Origin of the sequence: Mesorhizobium sp. C120A, assembly GCF_030323105.1 — a bacterium.
Lineage (GTDB): Bacteria > Pseudomonadota > Alphaproteobacteria > Rhizobiales > Rhizobiaceae > Mesorhizobium.
In genome coordinates, this window is sequence record NZ_CP100476.1 from 3,836,055 (window position 1) to 3,851,711 (window position 15,657).

Below are 15,657 nucleotides of genomic sequence, written 5' to 3' on the forward strand. Positions count from 1 at the left end.
TTTGACGATGACCGCTCAGCCGGACCAAGCCGCGCTGCTCCTGGACATGCGTGACATCCAGAAGCGTTTTGCCGGCATCCCTGCCCTGGCCGATGCCTCGCTCCAGGTTCTTCCGGGCGAGATCCACGCACTCATCGGCCAGAACGGTGCGGGCAAATCGACACTTATCAAGGTGCTCACCGGCTATTACCGCCGGGATGCGGGGCAGGTGCTGTTCGAACGGAAGCCGTTCGAAGTTGGGTCTCCGCATCAGGCGCAGGTCAGCGGCATCAGCACCATCTACCAGGAGATCAATCTCGTACCGCTGCGCTCGGTGACCGAGAACATCTGCCTTGGACGCGAGAAGCGCCGCCGCGGCCTGCTCGACTGGAGCGCGATGCATGCGGAAGCCGGGCGCCTGCTCAGCCGCTTCTCGATCGGCATCGACGTGCGCCGCCCGCTCAGCGATTTCAACACCGCCACGCAGCAGATGGTGGCGATCGCCCGAGCCATCGGCTTTTCCGCCCGCCTCGTGATCATGGATGAGCCGACCTCCTCGCTGGACGAGCGTGAAGTCTCGGTCTTGTTCAGCGTTATCCGTCAGCTCAAGGCCGACGGCGTCTCCGTTCTGTTCGTCAGCCACAAGCTCGACGAGTTGTACGAGGTCTGCGACCGGGTCACGATCATGCGTGACGGCCGCACGGTGCGAAGCGCGGCGATGAGCGACATCGGCAAGCTGGAGCTGGTCGCGGCCATGCTCGGCCGCGACGTCGCAGCCGTCGAAGGCCACGCAACCGCGTTCGGCGAGCGCGATCGGTCGACGATCGGTGATGTGCTGTTTACCGCGCAAGGGCTGGCGGCCGGCCAGTTGGTGCGTGACGTGAGCTTCGACCTGCGCCGCGGCGAGATCGCCGGCTTTGCCGGCTTGCTCGGCGCCGGCCGCACCGAAACAGCCCGCCTCGTATTCGGCGCCGACCGCCGGAGCGCAGGCGAGATGACGATGGAGGGCGCGTCCTACCATCCCGCACGTGCCGCCGATGCCATCGCCGCAGGGATGGGCTTCTGCACTGAGGACCGCAAGGCCGAGGGCATCGTGCCGGAAATGACCGTCGCGGAGAACATAACACTGGCACTGCTGCCGAAAATCAGCCGCAATGGCATCCTGAACGAGGCCCGGCAGAAGGAGATCGTCGAGCGCTTCATTCGTGAACTCGACATCAAATGCTCGGGGCCTAACCAGAAGGTCCGCGAGTTGTCGGGCGGCAACCAGCAAAAGGTGCTGCTTGCCCGCTGGCTGGCAATGAACCCGAAGCTGCTCATTCTCGATGAGCCGACGCGCGGCATCGATGTCGGGGCCAAGGCCGAGATCCAGCGCCTCATCCGCAAGCTTGCCGATGACGGGCTCGGCGTGCTGATGATCTCCTCGGAACTCGAGGAAGTGATGGAAGGAGCCGACCGCATATTCGTGCTGCGCGAAGGAGTGAGGGTGGCCGAACTGGAAGGCCAGGCAGCCGACGAGGAGGACGTGCTCGCGGCGATGGCGCATGGCGGCGCGGCGAAGGAGGCAGCGTGAGCGATCTGGCCACACCATCCGCAGCCAACGACGCTGGAAACCGCCGCTTTGATGTGTTCGGTTTCCTGGCGCGCTACGGCACGGTGATCGCGCTTGTGCTGCTGGTGGTCTTCAACCTTGCCTATACGCGCAATTTCGCGACGCTGCAGACACTCAACGTCAACCTAACCCAGGTCTGCACGATTGTGATCGTCGCGGTGGGGATGACCCTGGTGATCGCCACCGGCGGCATCGACCTGTCGGTTGGTTCGCTGATGGCGATCTCCGGCGCATTGGCGCCGATGATCTTCATGGGCACGATCTTCCCGGTCGGAAACATCTATCTGGCGGTAGCCGTCGCGATGATTGCCTCGATCCTCGTCGCCGGCCTGTTCGGGCTGTTCAATGGCTGGTTGGTCTCGCGTTTCCGCATCCAACCTATTGTTGCAACGCTCGTGCTGTTCATCGCCGGGCGCGGGATCGCGCAGGTCATGACCAACGGCAATCTGCAGACCTTCCGCGTGCCGCAATTCCAGTGGATCGGACTTGCCCGCCCGCTCGGCATTCCCGCGCAGGTCATCATCATGGCCGTGCTGGTTGCGGTGGCCGCTTGGGCCCTTCACCGCACGGTGTTCGGGCGAAGCATCCTGGCGGTCGGCGGCAATGAAAAGGCCTCTGAACTCGCCGGCATCGCCGTATCGAGGATCAAGCTCGCTGTCTATGCGATCAGCGGCCTGTGCGCGGGGCTAGCCGGTCTCGTCGTCATTGCGATCAACTCCTCCAGCGACGCCAATCTCGTGGGGCTGGGCATGGAACTCGACGCCATCGCGGCGGTCGCGGTGGGCGGCACGCTGTTGAGTGGCGGAAAGGCCACAATCATCGGCACCCTGCTGGGCGCACTGACCATCCAGTTGGTGCGCTACACGCTGCTCGCCAATGGCGTACCCGACGCCGCTGCGCTCGTCGTCAAGGCCGGCATCATCGCATTCGCCGTCTGGCTGCAGCAGCAACACCGGGTGTAATCCATGAACAGCGCCAGACTGGTTCGCATCATCGGCACTTACGGTGTCGTCATCGCGCTTGCAGCCCTCGTCCTGTTCGGATTCCTGCGCTACGACCGCTTCCTCGGCCTCTTCAACGTGATGAGCGTTCTGCGCTACAACTCGATGTTCGCGCTCGTCGCGCTCGGCATGTGCTTCGTGATCATGACCGGCGGCATAGACCTGTCCGTCGGCTCCGTCGCCGCCTTGGGCAGCGTCGCGTCAGCCCTGGCGAGCCCGCACGGCATCGTGGCAGGCCTTGCAGCGGGCGTTGGCGCCGGCCTGGCAGCCGGGCTGATCAACGCGCTCCTGGTTACGCGCGGCAACCTGATGCCTTTCATCGCCACGCTTGCCACCATGCTGGCCGCAAGCGGCTCGGCGCTGCTTCTGGCCGGCAACCAGACCGTTTCGGTGTCTTACGATTCGGGTTTCACCGCCATCGGCCAAGGGAATTTCTGGATTTTCCCGATTCCGGCAGTCATCGCCCTGGTTGCCTATGCCGTCGGCTCAGTGGTCCTGAACTACACCAGCACGGGACGGACGGTGCTGGCCATCGGCGGCGGCGAGGATGCCTCGCGGCTGATGGGGCTGCGCACGGACGGCGTCAAATTTCTCGTCTATGTCGCAAGCGGGTGCCTGGCCGGGCTCGCCGGCGTCGTCCTCGCTTCTCAGTTCGGCGCAGGCCAGCCGATCGAGGGCGTCGGCTGGGAACTGTTTGCCATCGCAGCGGTCGTCGTGGGCGGGACGCTGCTGACCGGCGGCTCTGGCTCGGTGTTGACCACGCTGGCCGGCGTGCTGTTGCTCGGCATCCTTTTCAACGTCCTGAACTTCGAAAACGGCATGGGCTGGATTTCGCTGTCAGCCTACTGGCAGTCGGTGATCCGCGGGCTGTTTTTGCTCGTCGTCGTCCTTCTCCAGGCACGGCTTACGGCAAGGCGCGAAACTGCCTGAGGATGGCGAGCGCCTTCGAGCACGATGGCGCCGCAGAATCAGTGCGCGTTGCGCACCCGGCCGATGAGCGCATCCCGCAGACTTTCTGCGGCGATGCTTCCCCGGTGCACCTGGGGTCCGACACCCTTGGAGCAGGATCCGCAAGCGGATCCTGGTGCAGTCACATGGCCGTCCTGGAGACGGTCATTTCCCGGCGACCGCCACGAACACGGACTGCCCCTGCCTTTCCAGCCGAAACAGGATGGGCTTGCTCTGCCGGCGAGAGTTCGCCCACTCCTCGACGATATCCGAAGGCTCCGTCACGCGGCGATTGTTGGCCGATATGATGACATCGCCGGGCTGCAATCCGCTCCGGGCGGCAAGGCCATCGGGAACCACTTCCACGACGAAGACGCCGGTTGTTCCTGATTTGATGCCTAGCTGCTGACGCGCCTGATCCGGAATCGGGCTGAGGGATAGGCCGAGGCCTTCGGCCGCCGACTTCTTGTCGGGAACAGCGCCGGTCTTCACCTCCGCATCCTTGCGCTCACCGATGACAAGCGCGATCTCCTGGTCCTTTCCGCCGTTACTCCGTGTCAGAGTGGCCTTGCTGCCAGGCTTCTGGCTAGCCGTCGCAAGCGTGAGGTCATGGACACCCTCAATGCCCTTGCCGTTGAACCGGGTGATCACGTCACCCGGCTTCAAGCCGGCTTTCTCCGCCGGGCTGCCGGGCTCGACCGAAGCAACCAGCGCGCCCTTGTCATCTTTCATCCCGAGGGCCTCAGCCAGCGACGGCGTGATGTCCTGCAGGCGGACCCCGATGAAGCCACGCTCGATCCGGCCGGTTCTGATCAACTGGTCGGCGATGCTTTGGGCGGTGCGCGATGGCACCGCAAACCCGATCCCGATGCTGCCGCCGGACGGCGAGACGATGGCGGTGTTGACGCCGATCACCTCGCCACGTGCGTTGAACAGCGGACCGCCCGAGTTGCCTCGATTGATCGACGCGTCCGTCTGGAGAAAATCGTCATACGGCCCGGCTTGAATGTCTCGCGAGCGGGCCGAAAGAACGCCGACAGTGACAGTCCCTCCGAGCCCGAAGGGACTGCCGATCGCGATTGTCCATGCGCCCGGCTGCATTGCATCCGAGTCACCCCATTTGGTCGTGGTCATGTTGGGCCGCGGGTCGACCTTCAGCACCGCTATATCGGTGGCGGGGTCACGGCCGACCAATTGCGCCGGCGCCGTTTCCTTGTCGGAAAATACGACATGGATCTCTGTCGCATCGGCAACGACATGGTTGTTGGTGACGATGTAGCCGTCGGCACTGATCACAAATCCGGAGCCAAGCGCCTCCCTCACCTGCGGCTGAACGGGTCCGAGGCCCTGGCCGTCGAACGGACTTGTAAAGTCGCCCGCCGTCGTCTGGTCCTGGACAACCTCCCGGGTCGTGATCGCGACCACGGCCGGCAATTTCTGCTGGATGATCGCTGTGAAGTCGGTCGGGGTATCCTGGGCCAGGACAGGCGCCACGCCACTGGCCGAGAGCATCAGCGCAACCGCGATCAAGCGCGTTGCAAATCGTCTTTGCATATCGTGAGACATTGCTGGACCTCCTGCCGGACAGCCCCGGCCGCTCGGCCGCGCCGCGCGGAGCCGGTGCTCCGGACGCTAGAACTGCCAACAAAGCTGTTTGTTTCAGCCCCCCGGAAAAATGGCACGGCCAGGAAAAATAGCCCGACCGCGGGGGTCCGGAAGGCAGCAGCCGGGAACCATTGAGGCCGTTGAGTTCAACCGTCCACAGGACTGGTCCCGGACGTGGCAGAAATCAGCAAAGCGACTGCGTCAGCTCCGGCAAATGCCCGATATGCCGATGGAGCCAACCTAGCGGCTGAGGTGCCTCTACCGGGCCTGGTGCGAAAAGGATCTGCAATGAAAGAGGGAGCTCCACAGCCGCCGAGAGACGCGGCTGTGATCACCACCGCTCGAACTCCCTCAAGGGAACAAAAGGGTACCAACTAAGTTCGGCCCCCATAATGAGGATGCCTATATGGACCTGCTGCCCCAGTCAGCCGAACACACCGTCTCCCCGCCGCCCGCTCCAGACCTTCACCGGCTTTTGTTCGATCCAAACTTGCGTATACACGGCTTGATTGATGACACTGTCGTCACCAAAGCCTTGGACGATTTGAAAGCCGTGCGTTCCGGGGAAGACGATCTCTACGTTGAAATCGACACGCCCGGAGGCGACGCCGACGGCGCGCGACGTCTAGCTCTAGAGTTCAAACTTTTTCTGAAACACTCGGGCCGCAACGGCTACATCATTGGCAAGAATACGGTTTACTCTGCCGGGGTAACGGTCCTTGCCGCTTTCCCGAAAGCCTGCAGGTTCCTTTGCCCGCAAGCAGTCCTGCTGATTCATGAAAGAAGGCTTGAGAAAGACTTGGTTCTGAATGGACCAATTCGAAGCTGTCTTCAGATCGTTCGCGAACAACTTGCGCTGTTGGAAACGGCAGAGCGACTCGAGAATGAAGGGTTCGCCGATCTCGTCCAAGGTTCTCGAACATCGCTGGAAGAGCTGCGCGACCATGCCCTGAACAGCTGCTACCTGATGGCAGCAAGAGCTTTGGAGCTAGGCCTTGTTGAAGACATTGCCCATTAACTTGATGCCTCGATGGAAACGGCAGAGCGGAGTCCAACACGTTTCCCCTCACTCATGTCGGCGGCGACCATGAACGACGAGGTTGACAAGATAGAGCGGACCGGCGGCTGTCTTTGCGGGTCTGTGAGGTATGTTGTTGCCGGCGCGCCGTTGCGCGTTGGCTTGTGTCATTGCCAGGATTGCAAGCGAACCAGCGGCAGCACCTACAGTGCCTTTGCCGTGTGGCCACGGTCGGCTTACCAGTGCAAGGGCGAGCTTGCGGCGTTCAACGGCAGAGGTTTTTGTCCGGCATGCGGGTCGCGCGTGGTGAATCTCCGCGACGACGAAGCCGAGATCATGACCGGCACTCTCGACGATGCGCCAAACGACCTTCTCCCGACATACGAGCTTTGGACCCCCCGGCGCGAAGCCTGGCTCCACAACCTGCCTTGGGCTGACCAATTCGCGGGCGATCGCACCGAAGAAGGCCAAAATTGGCGCGAAGCCCGACGAGTATGACCATGCTCGAATGGCCCTCCACCCCTTGAACCGTGAAAGTCAGCTTGATGCGCGATGAATCACTCAAGTTCTTGAAGGAAATTGTGGCGACCCCGTCGCCGAGCGGCTTTGAGCAACCCGTAGCGGAGCTTTTCCGCGAGTATGTTCGTCCGTATGCCCACAGGTTGACGACGGACGTCATGGGCAATGTCACGGCGATCATCAATCCTGAGGCGTCTATGCGCTTCATGTATGCCGGGCACATGGATGAGGTCGGCTTCATCGTCCATTACATCGACGATGACGGCTTTCTTTTCTTCAGCACCATAGGTGGAACGGACGTTGCCACTGAAATCGGCCAGCGTGTCTGGGTGCACGGCAAGGAGCCGATCCTGGGCGTCGTAGGTCGCAAAGCAATCCAGACCTTCAAAGCCTCTGACACGTCTCAAACTCCCTCGCTGATGGAACTATGGATCGATATCGGCGCGAGTTCGCGAGAGGAAGCGTTGAAGGTCGTAGAGGTCGGCAGCGCGGTCACTATCCACGGCGAGTTTGCGGCGCTACAGGGCAACCTTGCTGTCGGACGAGCGTTCGACAACAAGGTTGGCCTCCTCATCGGCGCCGAGGTCCTGCGCTGCCTCTCCGAGGAGGGAGGCGTTCACCCCGGCGTGGGCCTCTATATCCTGGGTACGGTTCAAGAGGAAATTGGGTCCCGAGGCGCGATGACCTCAGCGTTCAACATCGCACCTCGAACCGGCCTCGCAATCGATATGGGCGTGGCGATGGACTATCCGCGCGCTCGCGCCGAGGATCAGGGCAAACTGGACCTTGGGAAAGGGCCGGCAATCACTCAAGGCGCGAACACCAACCCGGTGGTGTTCAATCTGCTGAAGTCGGTGGCCGAGAAAGAGGGCCTACCTTATCAGCTTCAGGCGGTGGGCAGCTCAAGCCCTACCGACGCGCGTGTCATGCAGCAGAACCGAGGCGGCGTCGCAAGTGGAGTGCTCTCCGTGCCTTTGCGTTACATGCATACCCCGTCCGAAGTTGTTTGCCTGGATGATGTGCAAACGACGATTGACCTTGTTTGTGCATATTGCCGGCAATTGACGCCGGAGATCGACTTCACGCCAAGATGATCGCGGCGGGATTGATTGTGGAAGTCCTAGCTCCAACAGTCGCTGATCTGGTGCCTGTCGGCCACCGCCTGGTGCGTCGGTCACCGCGCACCTGAGAAAACCCAACTGCAGTCCACTGGGGAGCGCGCCTCAGGTCACCCCCACCGCTTCCACCAAACGCCTGAGGAAGTCCGTCAGACCGGCTTCAGGATCATCACCTGCGCCAACGAGCACCGAAATACCCCAGCGCCCAAGCACGGCCTCCTCCACAGGGTTGCGGCTGGGCATGAAGATGAACGAAGGGGGACGATCTTTCTCATATCCAGACCGGTGCCAGGTCTGCCAAAGCCGGTGCAACAGCAGCCGGATGTTTGGATCGGAGAGGCTATAGCCAATGAACAGGATCGTGCTGCCGAGAGCATCGGAGCGAAAGCGGACATCAAGGGGAGAATTGAAGGACAGGCGGTCAAGATAGTCGGTTTCGGTGAGGACAAGGGAAGAGTCCTCGTCAAAGTCGCCGTGAAATTTCACGATGTGCGTTACGCCTCGACGGGCCTGCGCAACGTGCCGTGCGTTGGCCACTTTCACGTACTCTAGACCGTGGATTTCAAAAGCGAGTTCCAGGTTCCGGTCATAGTTCGTCGTATAGATGACGGGAAAATCGAGCGTCACGATGAGTCGGTGCAATTCCGATTTCTCAATCCGTTCCTTGGCGACAGACCAGTTTCTGTCCATCCAACTGCGAAGTGGTCCGATACTGCCATGCTTGATCCGATAGTATTCGGCCAAGGTCTGAAAACGATCGCGTCGCGTGGAAAATTCATCGTCGACGCCGAGCTCCTTTGCCATTCGCTCGATGAGTTTCTCCCAAGACGGAAGTCCGACGCTGATCGATACCCCCGCCCCCACAAACAAAATTGCGCTGCGATGACGAATTGCATTGGCGAGCGAATCTATAGGATCATCATCGTTCATGGATAGGTCCTCCGAAGCCACTCGCGTGGGCCGGACCTAAGGTGCGTGCCCCGGTGCGGGGATCGTGGACGCGGCTCCCCAATTCGAGCCAGCGTGCTCCGCCCTCATCGACGAAATCGGGTCGACCACGCACCAGCCAGCCCAGAGGGGGCGGCCCTTGCAGTCCTGCCGAGCCGCTTGCCACCCGAACCGAGGTAGCGGCCGCGAGGACACTGGCTGTGAACTGGAACCGGCGCTGTTGCGGTTTACTGGCCACGTTGATTCAGTTCTGCGCCAGCCATATTTCGCAAAACTCTATCGAGTTTCGCATTCACCAAGAGGTTGCGCCGCTTCGCGCCGATAAAGATGGCGAGAGAGTAAATCATTGTAAGAACAGAGATCATCGTCATTCCGGCCTAAACATCAGCGACCGGAGATGTTCCATGCGCCCGGAAATATTCCAGTGGAGGTGTTTTAAATCGCCGAAGCTACGCGCTCAATGCGCGGTTGGTTTCGTCCAGGGCGGACGAATTAGCGCAAGGCGGTATTCATCCTCCCACATCGGCGGCGGACTGAAGCGAAATGCTGGTTGTGTCCCCCAGGATGCAATGAGAACGCCGATGCTTTGCATGCGGCCCGGAACAAATGCTCGCTTGCACAGTTCGAGCCATGCAGCGGTCGACCCCCGCGCTGCAAGATCGGTAGCCCGATCGCCCGCGCCGGCCCCTCCCACGGCGCGGGCTTTCGTTTGAATTCACGCTGTCGGGGTTGGAGTCGCTCCACCGTTGTCGCGAGCCGGCTGATATACGCGCTGTCCGGGGGCTCGCGCGGTGCCGGCGACATCGGCATTCGCGCAGTCCGGCAGGTCAGCCCATGCACGGGAACAACGCGGCACTGTGATGGTTTGGTGGCCTCGGAAGGTGGCAGAGAACGATGGGCAAAAAGCCCAAACAGCACGCAAAATCCACGGCGGATCGCGAAAAGGCGATCGAGGCGCTCTACTTCGCGCGCAAGTGCGGCCTTACGAAGGAAGAGGCACTCAAGATGCTCAAGGAAGCCCCGATCGGGATCGATGATGAAGCCGAGAGCGCTCCGGCAGTTAGAGGTGACCGCCAATCGCGCATCGCAGCCGGCCGCGGCGCATGATCTTCTTCACTTCCGATACGCATTTCAACGATCCGCGCATTCTGCGCCTCGACCGGCGTCCCTTCGCCTCGTTGGTCGAGCATGACCAGGCGCTGGTTGCGTTTTGGAACGAAACGGTTGGCCCGAACGACGAGGTCTGGCACCTCGGCGATTTCGCCAAGGGTCCAGCCGAGACCGTCTCTTCACTGCTGTCGTCTCTTAACGGGTCCAAGCACCTGATAATTGGCAACAATGATGGCGCTGCCACCATTGCTGACCCGGCCTGGGCGAGCGTGCACCACTATATGGAGCTTCTTGTCGAGGGCAGCTTGCTGGTTCTGTGTCACTATCCTTTTCGCACCTGGAACCAGATCGGCAAGAGATCGGTAAACCTGCACGGTCATTCGCACGGTCGTCTGAAGCCGATGACGCGCCAGCATGATGTCGGCGTCGACGCATGGGGGTTTCGTCCGGTAACCTTTGCTGCCATTCAGGCCAGTCGCCGCCGGGGCTAGCCCGGCAGAACGCCGGGTGAGCGAAGGTCTTCAGCTTTGCGGGATTCGAGCCGAGAGAGGCCGTCTGTAATCCTGCCGGGCCCGCAACAACGCGACAATCCTGGTTGGGCGACTTCAAATGGGAGAACTGCCTCATATATACGGTTTTCACGGTACGCGGACCGCGCCACACCATCAGCTTGAGTGCGGCGAAGTCTTAAGGAATCCCCACCGGCCGTCGTAGCGCGAGATCGAACGCGTCGCCTGAGCTCAGCACGTGAACCCTCAGATCATGGATGGAAAGGGCGGCATCAGGCTCACCTTCCGCGATGTTGGAATGGGTCACGCCGGCTGCATCGACCAGATAGACAGCGCCGCTGCCAATGACCTTGAACATCTCGCCCTTCACCACGATCGCGGTGTCTTCATCAATGCCGATGCCGAGGACGCGCGGGTTCTGCGACACCGCCCCGATGAGCCGCCCAATGCGGCCACGTTCCGCAAAGTGCTGGTCGATAATGACATTCGGCAACAGGCCCAGTCCCGGCGCCATGCGAATGTGGCCGATCCGAAAGGACGCTGCGTTCGGCCCCTTCACCATCATTGTGTCGCTCATGACCGACGCGCCCGCGGAGGTGCCGGCAATGATGCCTCCGGCTTCATAGATTTCGTGCACCCGCTCGTCGATGGGCGTGTCGCCGATCTGGCTGGTGATGCGGAGCTGGTCGCCGCCGGAGAAGAACACCGCGCTCACGTCTGCAAGCGCACTTATTTTCTTTTCATGAGCTGCCTCGAGGCGGTCGTTGACGTAGAGCTCGATGACATCCTTGATGCCCAACTCACCGAAGGACCTCTGATACTTCTCGAGATAGCCATCCGGCTCATGAGACGCGATGGTGGCAAGCACCAGGCGGCCGTTCGGAACCAGGCTCGCTACCTCCTTCAAGATGACACGATCGCCATCGTGGTCCTCGTGGCCGCCGATGATGACGAGCGTTCCGGCTTTACCGTTCGAGGATCGTTTTTTCTTCTTGTCGGTCATTTGCCCACGTCTTTCTTGCGCAGGAAAACGTGCGGGTGGTTGTCCTCGCTGGTCATGAAAGCGACTGCGAACTCCCTGCTGTTATGCGCCCATCCAGACACGCCGGTCGCGGTAAGCACGATGGCTCCGGCTTCGCCGCCGATCGCCTCGACTTCCTTGAGCGCGGGATTCAGCACCTGCTCCAGGCCGCCTTCAGCCTGTCCCGAAGACAATGCCTGCCGCGCCGAGAGTGCCTGCATGACACGGGCCGCGAGAGCCTTTCGCGCGATATGCTCACCGTCTCCCGAGAAGGCGACGGCTCCCAACCGGTTGTCGGCATAATAGCCGCAGCCGGGTTGCGGAGAATCCCCCACACGACCGGGAGCACTGCCGTCCAGTCCGCCGGTCGAAGTGCCCACGGCGATGTCCCCGTATTGATCCAGGGCAACCACACCGATCGTATCCTTCGCCTCAGACTTGCTGGAGGCGTCGCGCTGCTGCGACGTGATCAAATCCGCCGGATCGCAAAGTTCCAGCTGCTTGTCGGCGGCGAAACGCCGGGCCCCCTCCGACGCCAGCAGGATCGGCTCCTCATGCAGCATGGCCTTGGCGACACTGATTGGATGGCGCACGCCCTTGATCACTGCGACGGCACCTACATTGAAGTCCCTGCCCTCCATCAGGCCAGCGCACATCTCGACCTCGCCGTCCGAATTGAGGGCACTTCCATATCCCGCATTGAATGTCGGGTCGGCCTCGAGGACGCGACCGGCAGCTTCCACGGCATCGACCGCCGTTCCGCCGCCGGCCAGGACGGCCCGACCTGCCTCGAGCGCCTCGATGCATCCGTTGCGATGCGCCTCCTCCTCTTGCGGATGGATCTCCTTGGCGCCGCCGTGCAGGATCAGCGACCACATCAGCCAGCCCTCAGATGGCGAATATGGGTCTGATCGGGCCCTCCCCTCGAAGGCGTCGCGCCTCCGAAGCCGGTTACCTGCCGCCACACGGCTTCAACGTCGTCGACGGTGAGCACGACAAGGTCGTTCTCCCGAGCAAGCCTGAGACACACGTCGACGGCCTCCTTCTCGGGACAGACGGCGTGAATGCGGCCTGGGGCGCAGCCGGCGTTCAAGGCACCTTCCCGCAGCAAGCCGGCGATCGCTCCGGGGGCTCGGCCGCGCAGCTCCTGCTCATCCTCCTTGAAGACGATGACGTCGAATATCCGCGAAGCGATCGCGCCCATCTCGCGTATATCACAATCGCGGCGGTCACCGGGTATGGCGACCAAGCCGATCGTGCGCTGATAGCCGCGCCTCATGTGGGAAACGAGCTTTCCGAGCGCCTTCAGCCCTTCCGGATTGTGCGCATAGTCGACGATCGTGCGGAAACCATGCCCGTCGAAGACGTTGAGGCGACCGGGAGATTGCTCGAACGAGGTGCCAAACTCGGCCAGCGCCGCCCGGATCGTTGCCGCCGGAACGTCGTGGCAATGCGCCATGGCGACGGCTGCCAGGCTGTTGGCAACGTTGAATTCGGCAGAACCCTCGAAGGTCGCGGGAATTTCGTCGACGCTCATCAGGAACATCGATTCCCCATCCTCGTGGATGAAAATGTCCCAGCCGTCGCTGCTGGGCTCCCGCGTCACGGCGCGGCCGCCTTCCGCCAGGTGGCTGCGCAAGAAACCGGGCCACTCGCTCCTGCTCGCCAGCGAGAAGTAGCAGATCCTGCCGCCGGCATCTCGCGACATTGCGGACGTATGGACGTCGTCGGCATTGAGAATGCTCCATCCCCCGCGGCGGACGGACTCGACCACGACCGATTTCACCTCCGCCAGGTCCTCGATCGTGTCGATGCCCCTCAGCCCGAGATGATCGCCGTGGACGTTCAGAACGGCGCCAACATCGCATGCATCGAAGGCAAGCCCTTCGCGCAGGATGCCGCCGCGCGCACATTCCAGCACCGCGACATCGACACCCGGCTCGCGCAGCACGATCCTGGCGCTCTGCGGACCGGAGCAGTCCCCTGTCATGATCCGCTCGCCGTTCAAGTAGACGCCGGTGGTGGAGGTGAGCCCGACGGTTGCCCCATTCGCCTGCAGGATGTGCGCCAGCATCCGGGCAGTGGTCGACTTGCCGTTGGTTCCCGTGATCGCGAAGATCGGAATCCGGCCGTCCTTGCCGCCTTTGAAGAGAAGATCGAGCACGGGCCGTGCGACGTTGCGGGCGCGCCCCGACGAGGGTTCGAGATGCATGCGAAAGCCAGGACCGGCATTCACCTCTATGATGCCGCCGCCGGTTTCGCTCACCGGCCGTGAGATGTCGGGACAGACGAAGTCGATCCCGGCAATGTCGAGACCGACGATCTGTGCCGCCCGCCTGGCGATCAGCGCGTTTTCGGGATGGATTTCTTCCGTCCGGTCGATCGCGGTCCCACCGGTGGAGAGATTGGCGGTGGGCCGCAAGAGCACCATTTGGCCCGGCGCTGGAACGCTCGCCAGGGCGAGCTGCGATTTTGACAGGAAATGCTCGACGCATTCGTCGATCTCGATGCGGGTCAATACCGAGGAATGGCCCTCTCCCCTCCGCGGGTCGCGGTTCGTCTCCTCGACGAGCTCGGCGACAGAACTCCGGCCATCGCCGACCACATGGGCCGGAACCCTCTCGGCAAGCGCCACCACCTTTCCGCCGATTACCAGGATCCTGTGATCCGAGCCGACGAAATGCTGCTCGACGATAACGCTGCGGCTGTGTTCTCGCGCCTGTTCGAAACCCCAGCGGACGTCGTCTTCTGTTGCCAGACCGATGTTGACGCCGCTTCCATGATTGCCATCGAGTGGTTTGGTGACCACGGGGTAGCCCAGCCGTGCTGCCGCCGCGACTGCGTCCTGCGCCGATCGCACCAGCTCCCCGCGTGGCACCGGCAGGCCGGCCTGTTGCAGCAGGAATTTGGTCAGGTCCTTATCCGAGGCGATCTCGGTCGCAATCTCGGAAGTGAGGTCGCTGCAACTGGCGCGGATGCGCTTCTGATGCTTTCCGTGACCAAACAGCACGAGGCTGCTGTCGTCGATCCGCGCCGCCGGAATGCCTCGCCTCTCGGCCTCGCGCACCAAGGAAGCAGTCGTAGGCCCCAAGGCACGCTCGGCGGCCAGAAGCTTGAGCTGCTGCAGCCTGGCTGCGAACTCGAATGGCCCCTGCGTTTCCGCAATGTCGCCGAGCCCCTCGACACCATGCAGATTGGCCGGCAGCAGGCTGTCCACCAGTTCGAGCGCGACGCGTCCGGCGAGCAGCCCGACAAGCTCATCCTTGTAGGCGAACATGACGTTGTAAGTGCCGGGACTGCCTTTGACCGACCGTGTCTTTCCTCGTGTTACCCGGTGACCGAGCATGCTCTGCAGTTCCAGGGCGACATGCTCGACGACGTGGCCGAGCCAGGTTCCTTCCTGCATGCGGCGGACGAAGCCGCCGGCGGCGCCATAGCTGCAGCCATGGCCCGCAAGGCCGGGCAACAGTCGGACGATTTGTTCGGAAAACCCGGGCAGTTTGTCTGTCGGGAACGCCTCAAGGGCTCCGAGGTCGATCCGAATCTGGACCATTGGCGTCATACTGTAGAGGTGCGGCCCGCGAAACACGCGGGCGTCCACGACGCGGATAGGGCGAAAACGCGAGGCGCCCCGATGAATTTCTTTGTCCGACATAGTCCGTTTCTCCTGATTAACTCCGCAACATCCGGAGGATCGGTTAGTTCCCGGCCTTTCAGCCCAAATATTTTTGCAGGAGAGAGAAACAAAAGTGGCCGTTAACATATGTTGGCCCAAGAACACCCTCTGGTCATCTCGGCCACGTGCGGTCGCTGTTCTGAGGGCTACTTATCTCTCGGGACGAGGCGGGCCAGGCATTCGCTCGTTTTCACAAGCATTCGCCGGGCACATCGCGCCCGTTGAGCTAGTGCCCGGCTTTAGCTCATGGCGACCCATTGTGCGGGTCCAGCACTGAGGCATTAATCTTCAGCACGCCTTCGGCACCCGGGAACATTTCCAGACGCGTCAGGTTTGGAACCATCCTTGCACCGGAACTACAGCCATGCAGAGTCGAAAACCGGTGAAGGCCGCGCTCGTCAAGGAGATCGACGCGGTCCGCCTTCGTATCTCGCTGCTTGAAAGCGAGCTATGCAGAGATGGCAGACCCAGGCAAATTGGATGGCGTTCAGGATACGAACTGAACGCCCACAAAGCCCGCCTTGTTCGACTGGAGACCGTGCTTGCCCACTATCCGTCGGCACCGACGGCCCGGGCATCGAAACAGCAACAGC

13 protein-coding genes are annotated in these 15,657 nt (G+C 62.0%); 8 read left to right on the plus strand and 5 right to left on the minus strand.

Annotated features, from left to right (window positions below; translation table 11 throughout):
• Window positions 1-7 precede the first annotated feature (7 nt).
• From NL532_RS18620 to NL532_RS18630, 3 genes are read left to right on the plus strand one after another with little or no spacing between them, the layout of a single operon-like run.
• Complete coding sequence (locus tag NL532_RS18620; RefSeq protein ID WP_023830072.1) at window positions 8-1,552, plus strand: sugar ABC transporter ATP-binding protein; 1,545 nt, start codon at window positions 8-10, stop codon at window positions 1,550-1,552.
• The gene (locus tag NL532_RS18625) at window positions 1,549-2,553 is read left to right on the plus strand and encodes an ABC transporter permease (protein WP_023693472.1); all 1,005 of its coding nucleotides are present in this window, start codon (window positions 1,549-1,551) and stop codon (window positions 2,551-2,553) included. Before NL532_RS18620 ends, NL532_RS18625 begins: the two co-directional genes overlap by 4 nt.
• A gap of 3 nt (window positions 2,554-2,556) precedes the next feature.
• On the plus strand, window positions 2,557-3,522 hold the full coding sequence (locus tag NL532_RS18630) for an ABC transporter permease (protein ID WP_023682464.1): 966 nt from the start codon (window positions 2,557-2,559) through the stop codon (window positions 3,520-3,522).
• 183 nt (window positions 3,523-3,705) lie between these two features.
• Here NL532_RS18630 and NL532_RS18635 read toward each other — a convergent pair whose 3' ends face one another.
• Window positions 3,706-5,106, minus strand: coding sequence for a Do family serine endopeptidase (locus NL532_RS18635; protein WP_023707500.1), 1,401 nt, complete (start codon window positions 5,104-5,106; stop codon window positions 3,706-3,708).
• A 445-nt stretch (window positions 5,107-5,551) separates the two neighbouring features.
• On the opposite strand from NL532_RS18635, the gene NL532_RS18640 reads away from it, so the two are divergent.
• The 3 genes from NL532_RS18640 (at window position 5,552) to NL532_RS18650 (ending at window position 7,776) form a co-directional block, all read left to right on the plus strand.
• Complete coding sequence (locus NL532_RS18640) at window positions 5,552-6,163, plus strand: ATP-dependent Clp protease proteolytic subunit (protein ID WP_023672669.1); 612 nt, start codon at window positions 5,552-5,554, stop codon at window positions 6,161-6,163.
• Window positions 6,164-6,232: 69 nt separating this feature from the next.
• A complete protein-coding gene (locus NL532_RS18645) occupies window positions 6,233-6,661 on the plus strand; it encodes a GFA family protein (RefSeq protein ID WP_050591035.1) in 429 nt (142 codons plus the stop codon).
• A 47-nt stretch (window positions 6,662-6,708) separates the two neighbouring features.
• Window positions 6,709-7,776 carry a M42 family metallopeptidase gene (locus tag NL532_RS18650; protein ID WP_023672671.1) on the plus strand — a complete coding sequence of 356 codons (1,068 nt, stop codon included), beginning with the start codon at window positions 6,709-6,711 and terminating at the stop codon, window positions 7,774-7,776.
• A 129-nt stretch (window positions 7,777-7,905) separates the two neighbouring features.
• On the opposite strand, the gene NL532_RS18655 is transcribed toward NL532_RS18650, so the two are convergent.
• Complete coding sequence (locus tag NL532_RS18655) at window positions 7,906-8,730, minus strand: SIR2 family NAD-dependent protein deacylase (protein ID WP_023745098.1); 825 nt, start codon at window positions 8,728-8,730, stop codon at window positions 7,906-7,908.
• A 912-nt stretch (window positions 8,731-9,642) separates the two neighbouring features.
• Between NL532_RS18655 and NL532_RS18660 the strand changes: the two genes are divergently transcribed.
• Window positions 9,643-9,855 (plus strand): hypothetical protein, encoded by a 213-nt coding sequence (locus NL532_RS18660; protein WP_023830069.1) that lies wholly within the window; start codon window positions 9,643-9,645, stop codon window positions 9,853-9,855.
• Window positions 9,852-10,349 (plus strand): metallophosphoesterase, encoded by a 498-nt coding sequence (locus NL532_RS18665; protein ID WP_023830068.1) that lies wholly within the window; start codon window positions 9,852-9,854, stop codon window positions 10,347-10,349. The genes NL532_RS18660 and NL532_RS18665 overlap by 4 nt, the downstream gene beginning before the upstream one ends.
• A gap of 196 nt (window positions 10,350-10,545) precedes the next feature.
• Here the strand turns inward: NL532_RS18665 and NL532_RS18670 are convergent, their stop codons facing one another.
• Genes NL532_RS18670 through cphA form a run of 3 tightly spaced genes read right to left on the minus strand, consistent with a single transcriptional unit; the run spans window position 10,546 to window position 15,163 of the window.
• Window positions 10,546-11,370 carry a cyanophycinase gene (locus tag NL532_RS18670; protein ID WP_023830067.1) on the minus strand — a complete coding sequence of 275 codons (825 nt, stop codon included), beginning with the start codon at window positions 11,368-11,370 and terminating at the stop codon, window positions 10,546-10,548.
• Entirely contained in the window at window positions 11,367-12,266 is a 900-nt protein-coding gene (locus NL532_RS18675) for an isoaspartyl peptidase/L-asparaginase family protein (RefSeq protein WP_023830066.1), read from the minus strand. Before NL532_RS18675 ends, NL532_RS18670 begins: the two co-directional genes overlap by 4 nt.
• A complete protein-coding gene (gene cphA, locus NL532_RS18680) occupies window positions 12,266-15,163 on the minus strand; it encodes a cyanophycin synthetase (RefSeq protein ID WP_245270412.1) in 2,898 nt (965 codons plus the stop codon). The genes NL532_RS18675 and cphA overlap by 1 nt, the downstream gene beginning before the upstream one ends.
• Window positions 15,164-15,657 lie beyond the last annotated feature (494 nt).

Coding starts and splice junctions, on each gene's coding strand:
- NL532_RS18670 (WP_023830067.1), bottom strand. CDS start 11,370: ATGACCGACAAGAAGAAAAAACGATCCTCGAACGGTAAAGCCGGAACG.
- NL532_RS18655 (WP_023745098.1), bottom strand. CDS start 8,730: ATGAACGATGATGATCCTATAGATTCGCTCGCCAATGCAATTCGTCAT.
- NL532_RS18620 (WP_023830072.1), top strand. CDS start 8: ATGACCGCTCAGCCGGACCAAGCCGCGCTGCTCCTGGACATGCGTGAC.
- NL532_RS18660 (WP_023830069.1), top strand. CDS start 9,643: ATGGGCAAAAAGCCCAAACAGCACGCAAAATCCACGGCGGATCGCGAA.
- NL532_RS18675 (WP_023830066.1), bottom strand. CDS start 12,266: ATGTGGTCGCTGATCCTGCACGGCGGCGCCAAGGAGATCCATCCGCAA.
- NL532_RS18645 (WP_050591035.1), top strand. CDS start 6,233: ATGAACGACGAGGTTGACAAGATAGAGCGGACCGGCGGCTGTCTTTGC.
- NL532_RS18635 (WP_023707500.1), bottom strand. CDS start 5,106: ATGTCTCACGATATGCAAAGACGATTTGCAACGCGCTTGATCGCGGTT.
- NL532_RS18650 (WP_023672671.1), top strand. CDS start 6,709: ATGCGCGATGAATCACTCAAGTTCTTGAAGGAAATTGTGGCGACCCCG.
- NL532_RS18630 (WP_023682464.1), top strand. CDS start 2,557: ATGAACAGCGCCAGACTGGTTCGCATCATCGGCACTTACGGTGTCGTC.
- NL532_RS18640 (WP_023672669.1), top strand. CDS start 5,552: ATGGACCTGCTGCCCCAGTCAGCCGAACACACCGTCTCCCCGCCGCCC.
- NL532_RS18665 (WP_023830068.1), top strand. CDS start 9,852: ATGATCTTCTTCACTTCCGATACGCATTTCAACGATCCGCGCATTCTG.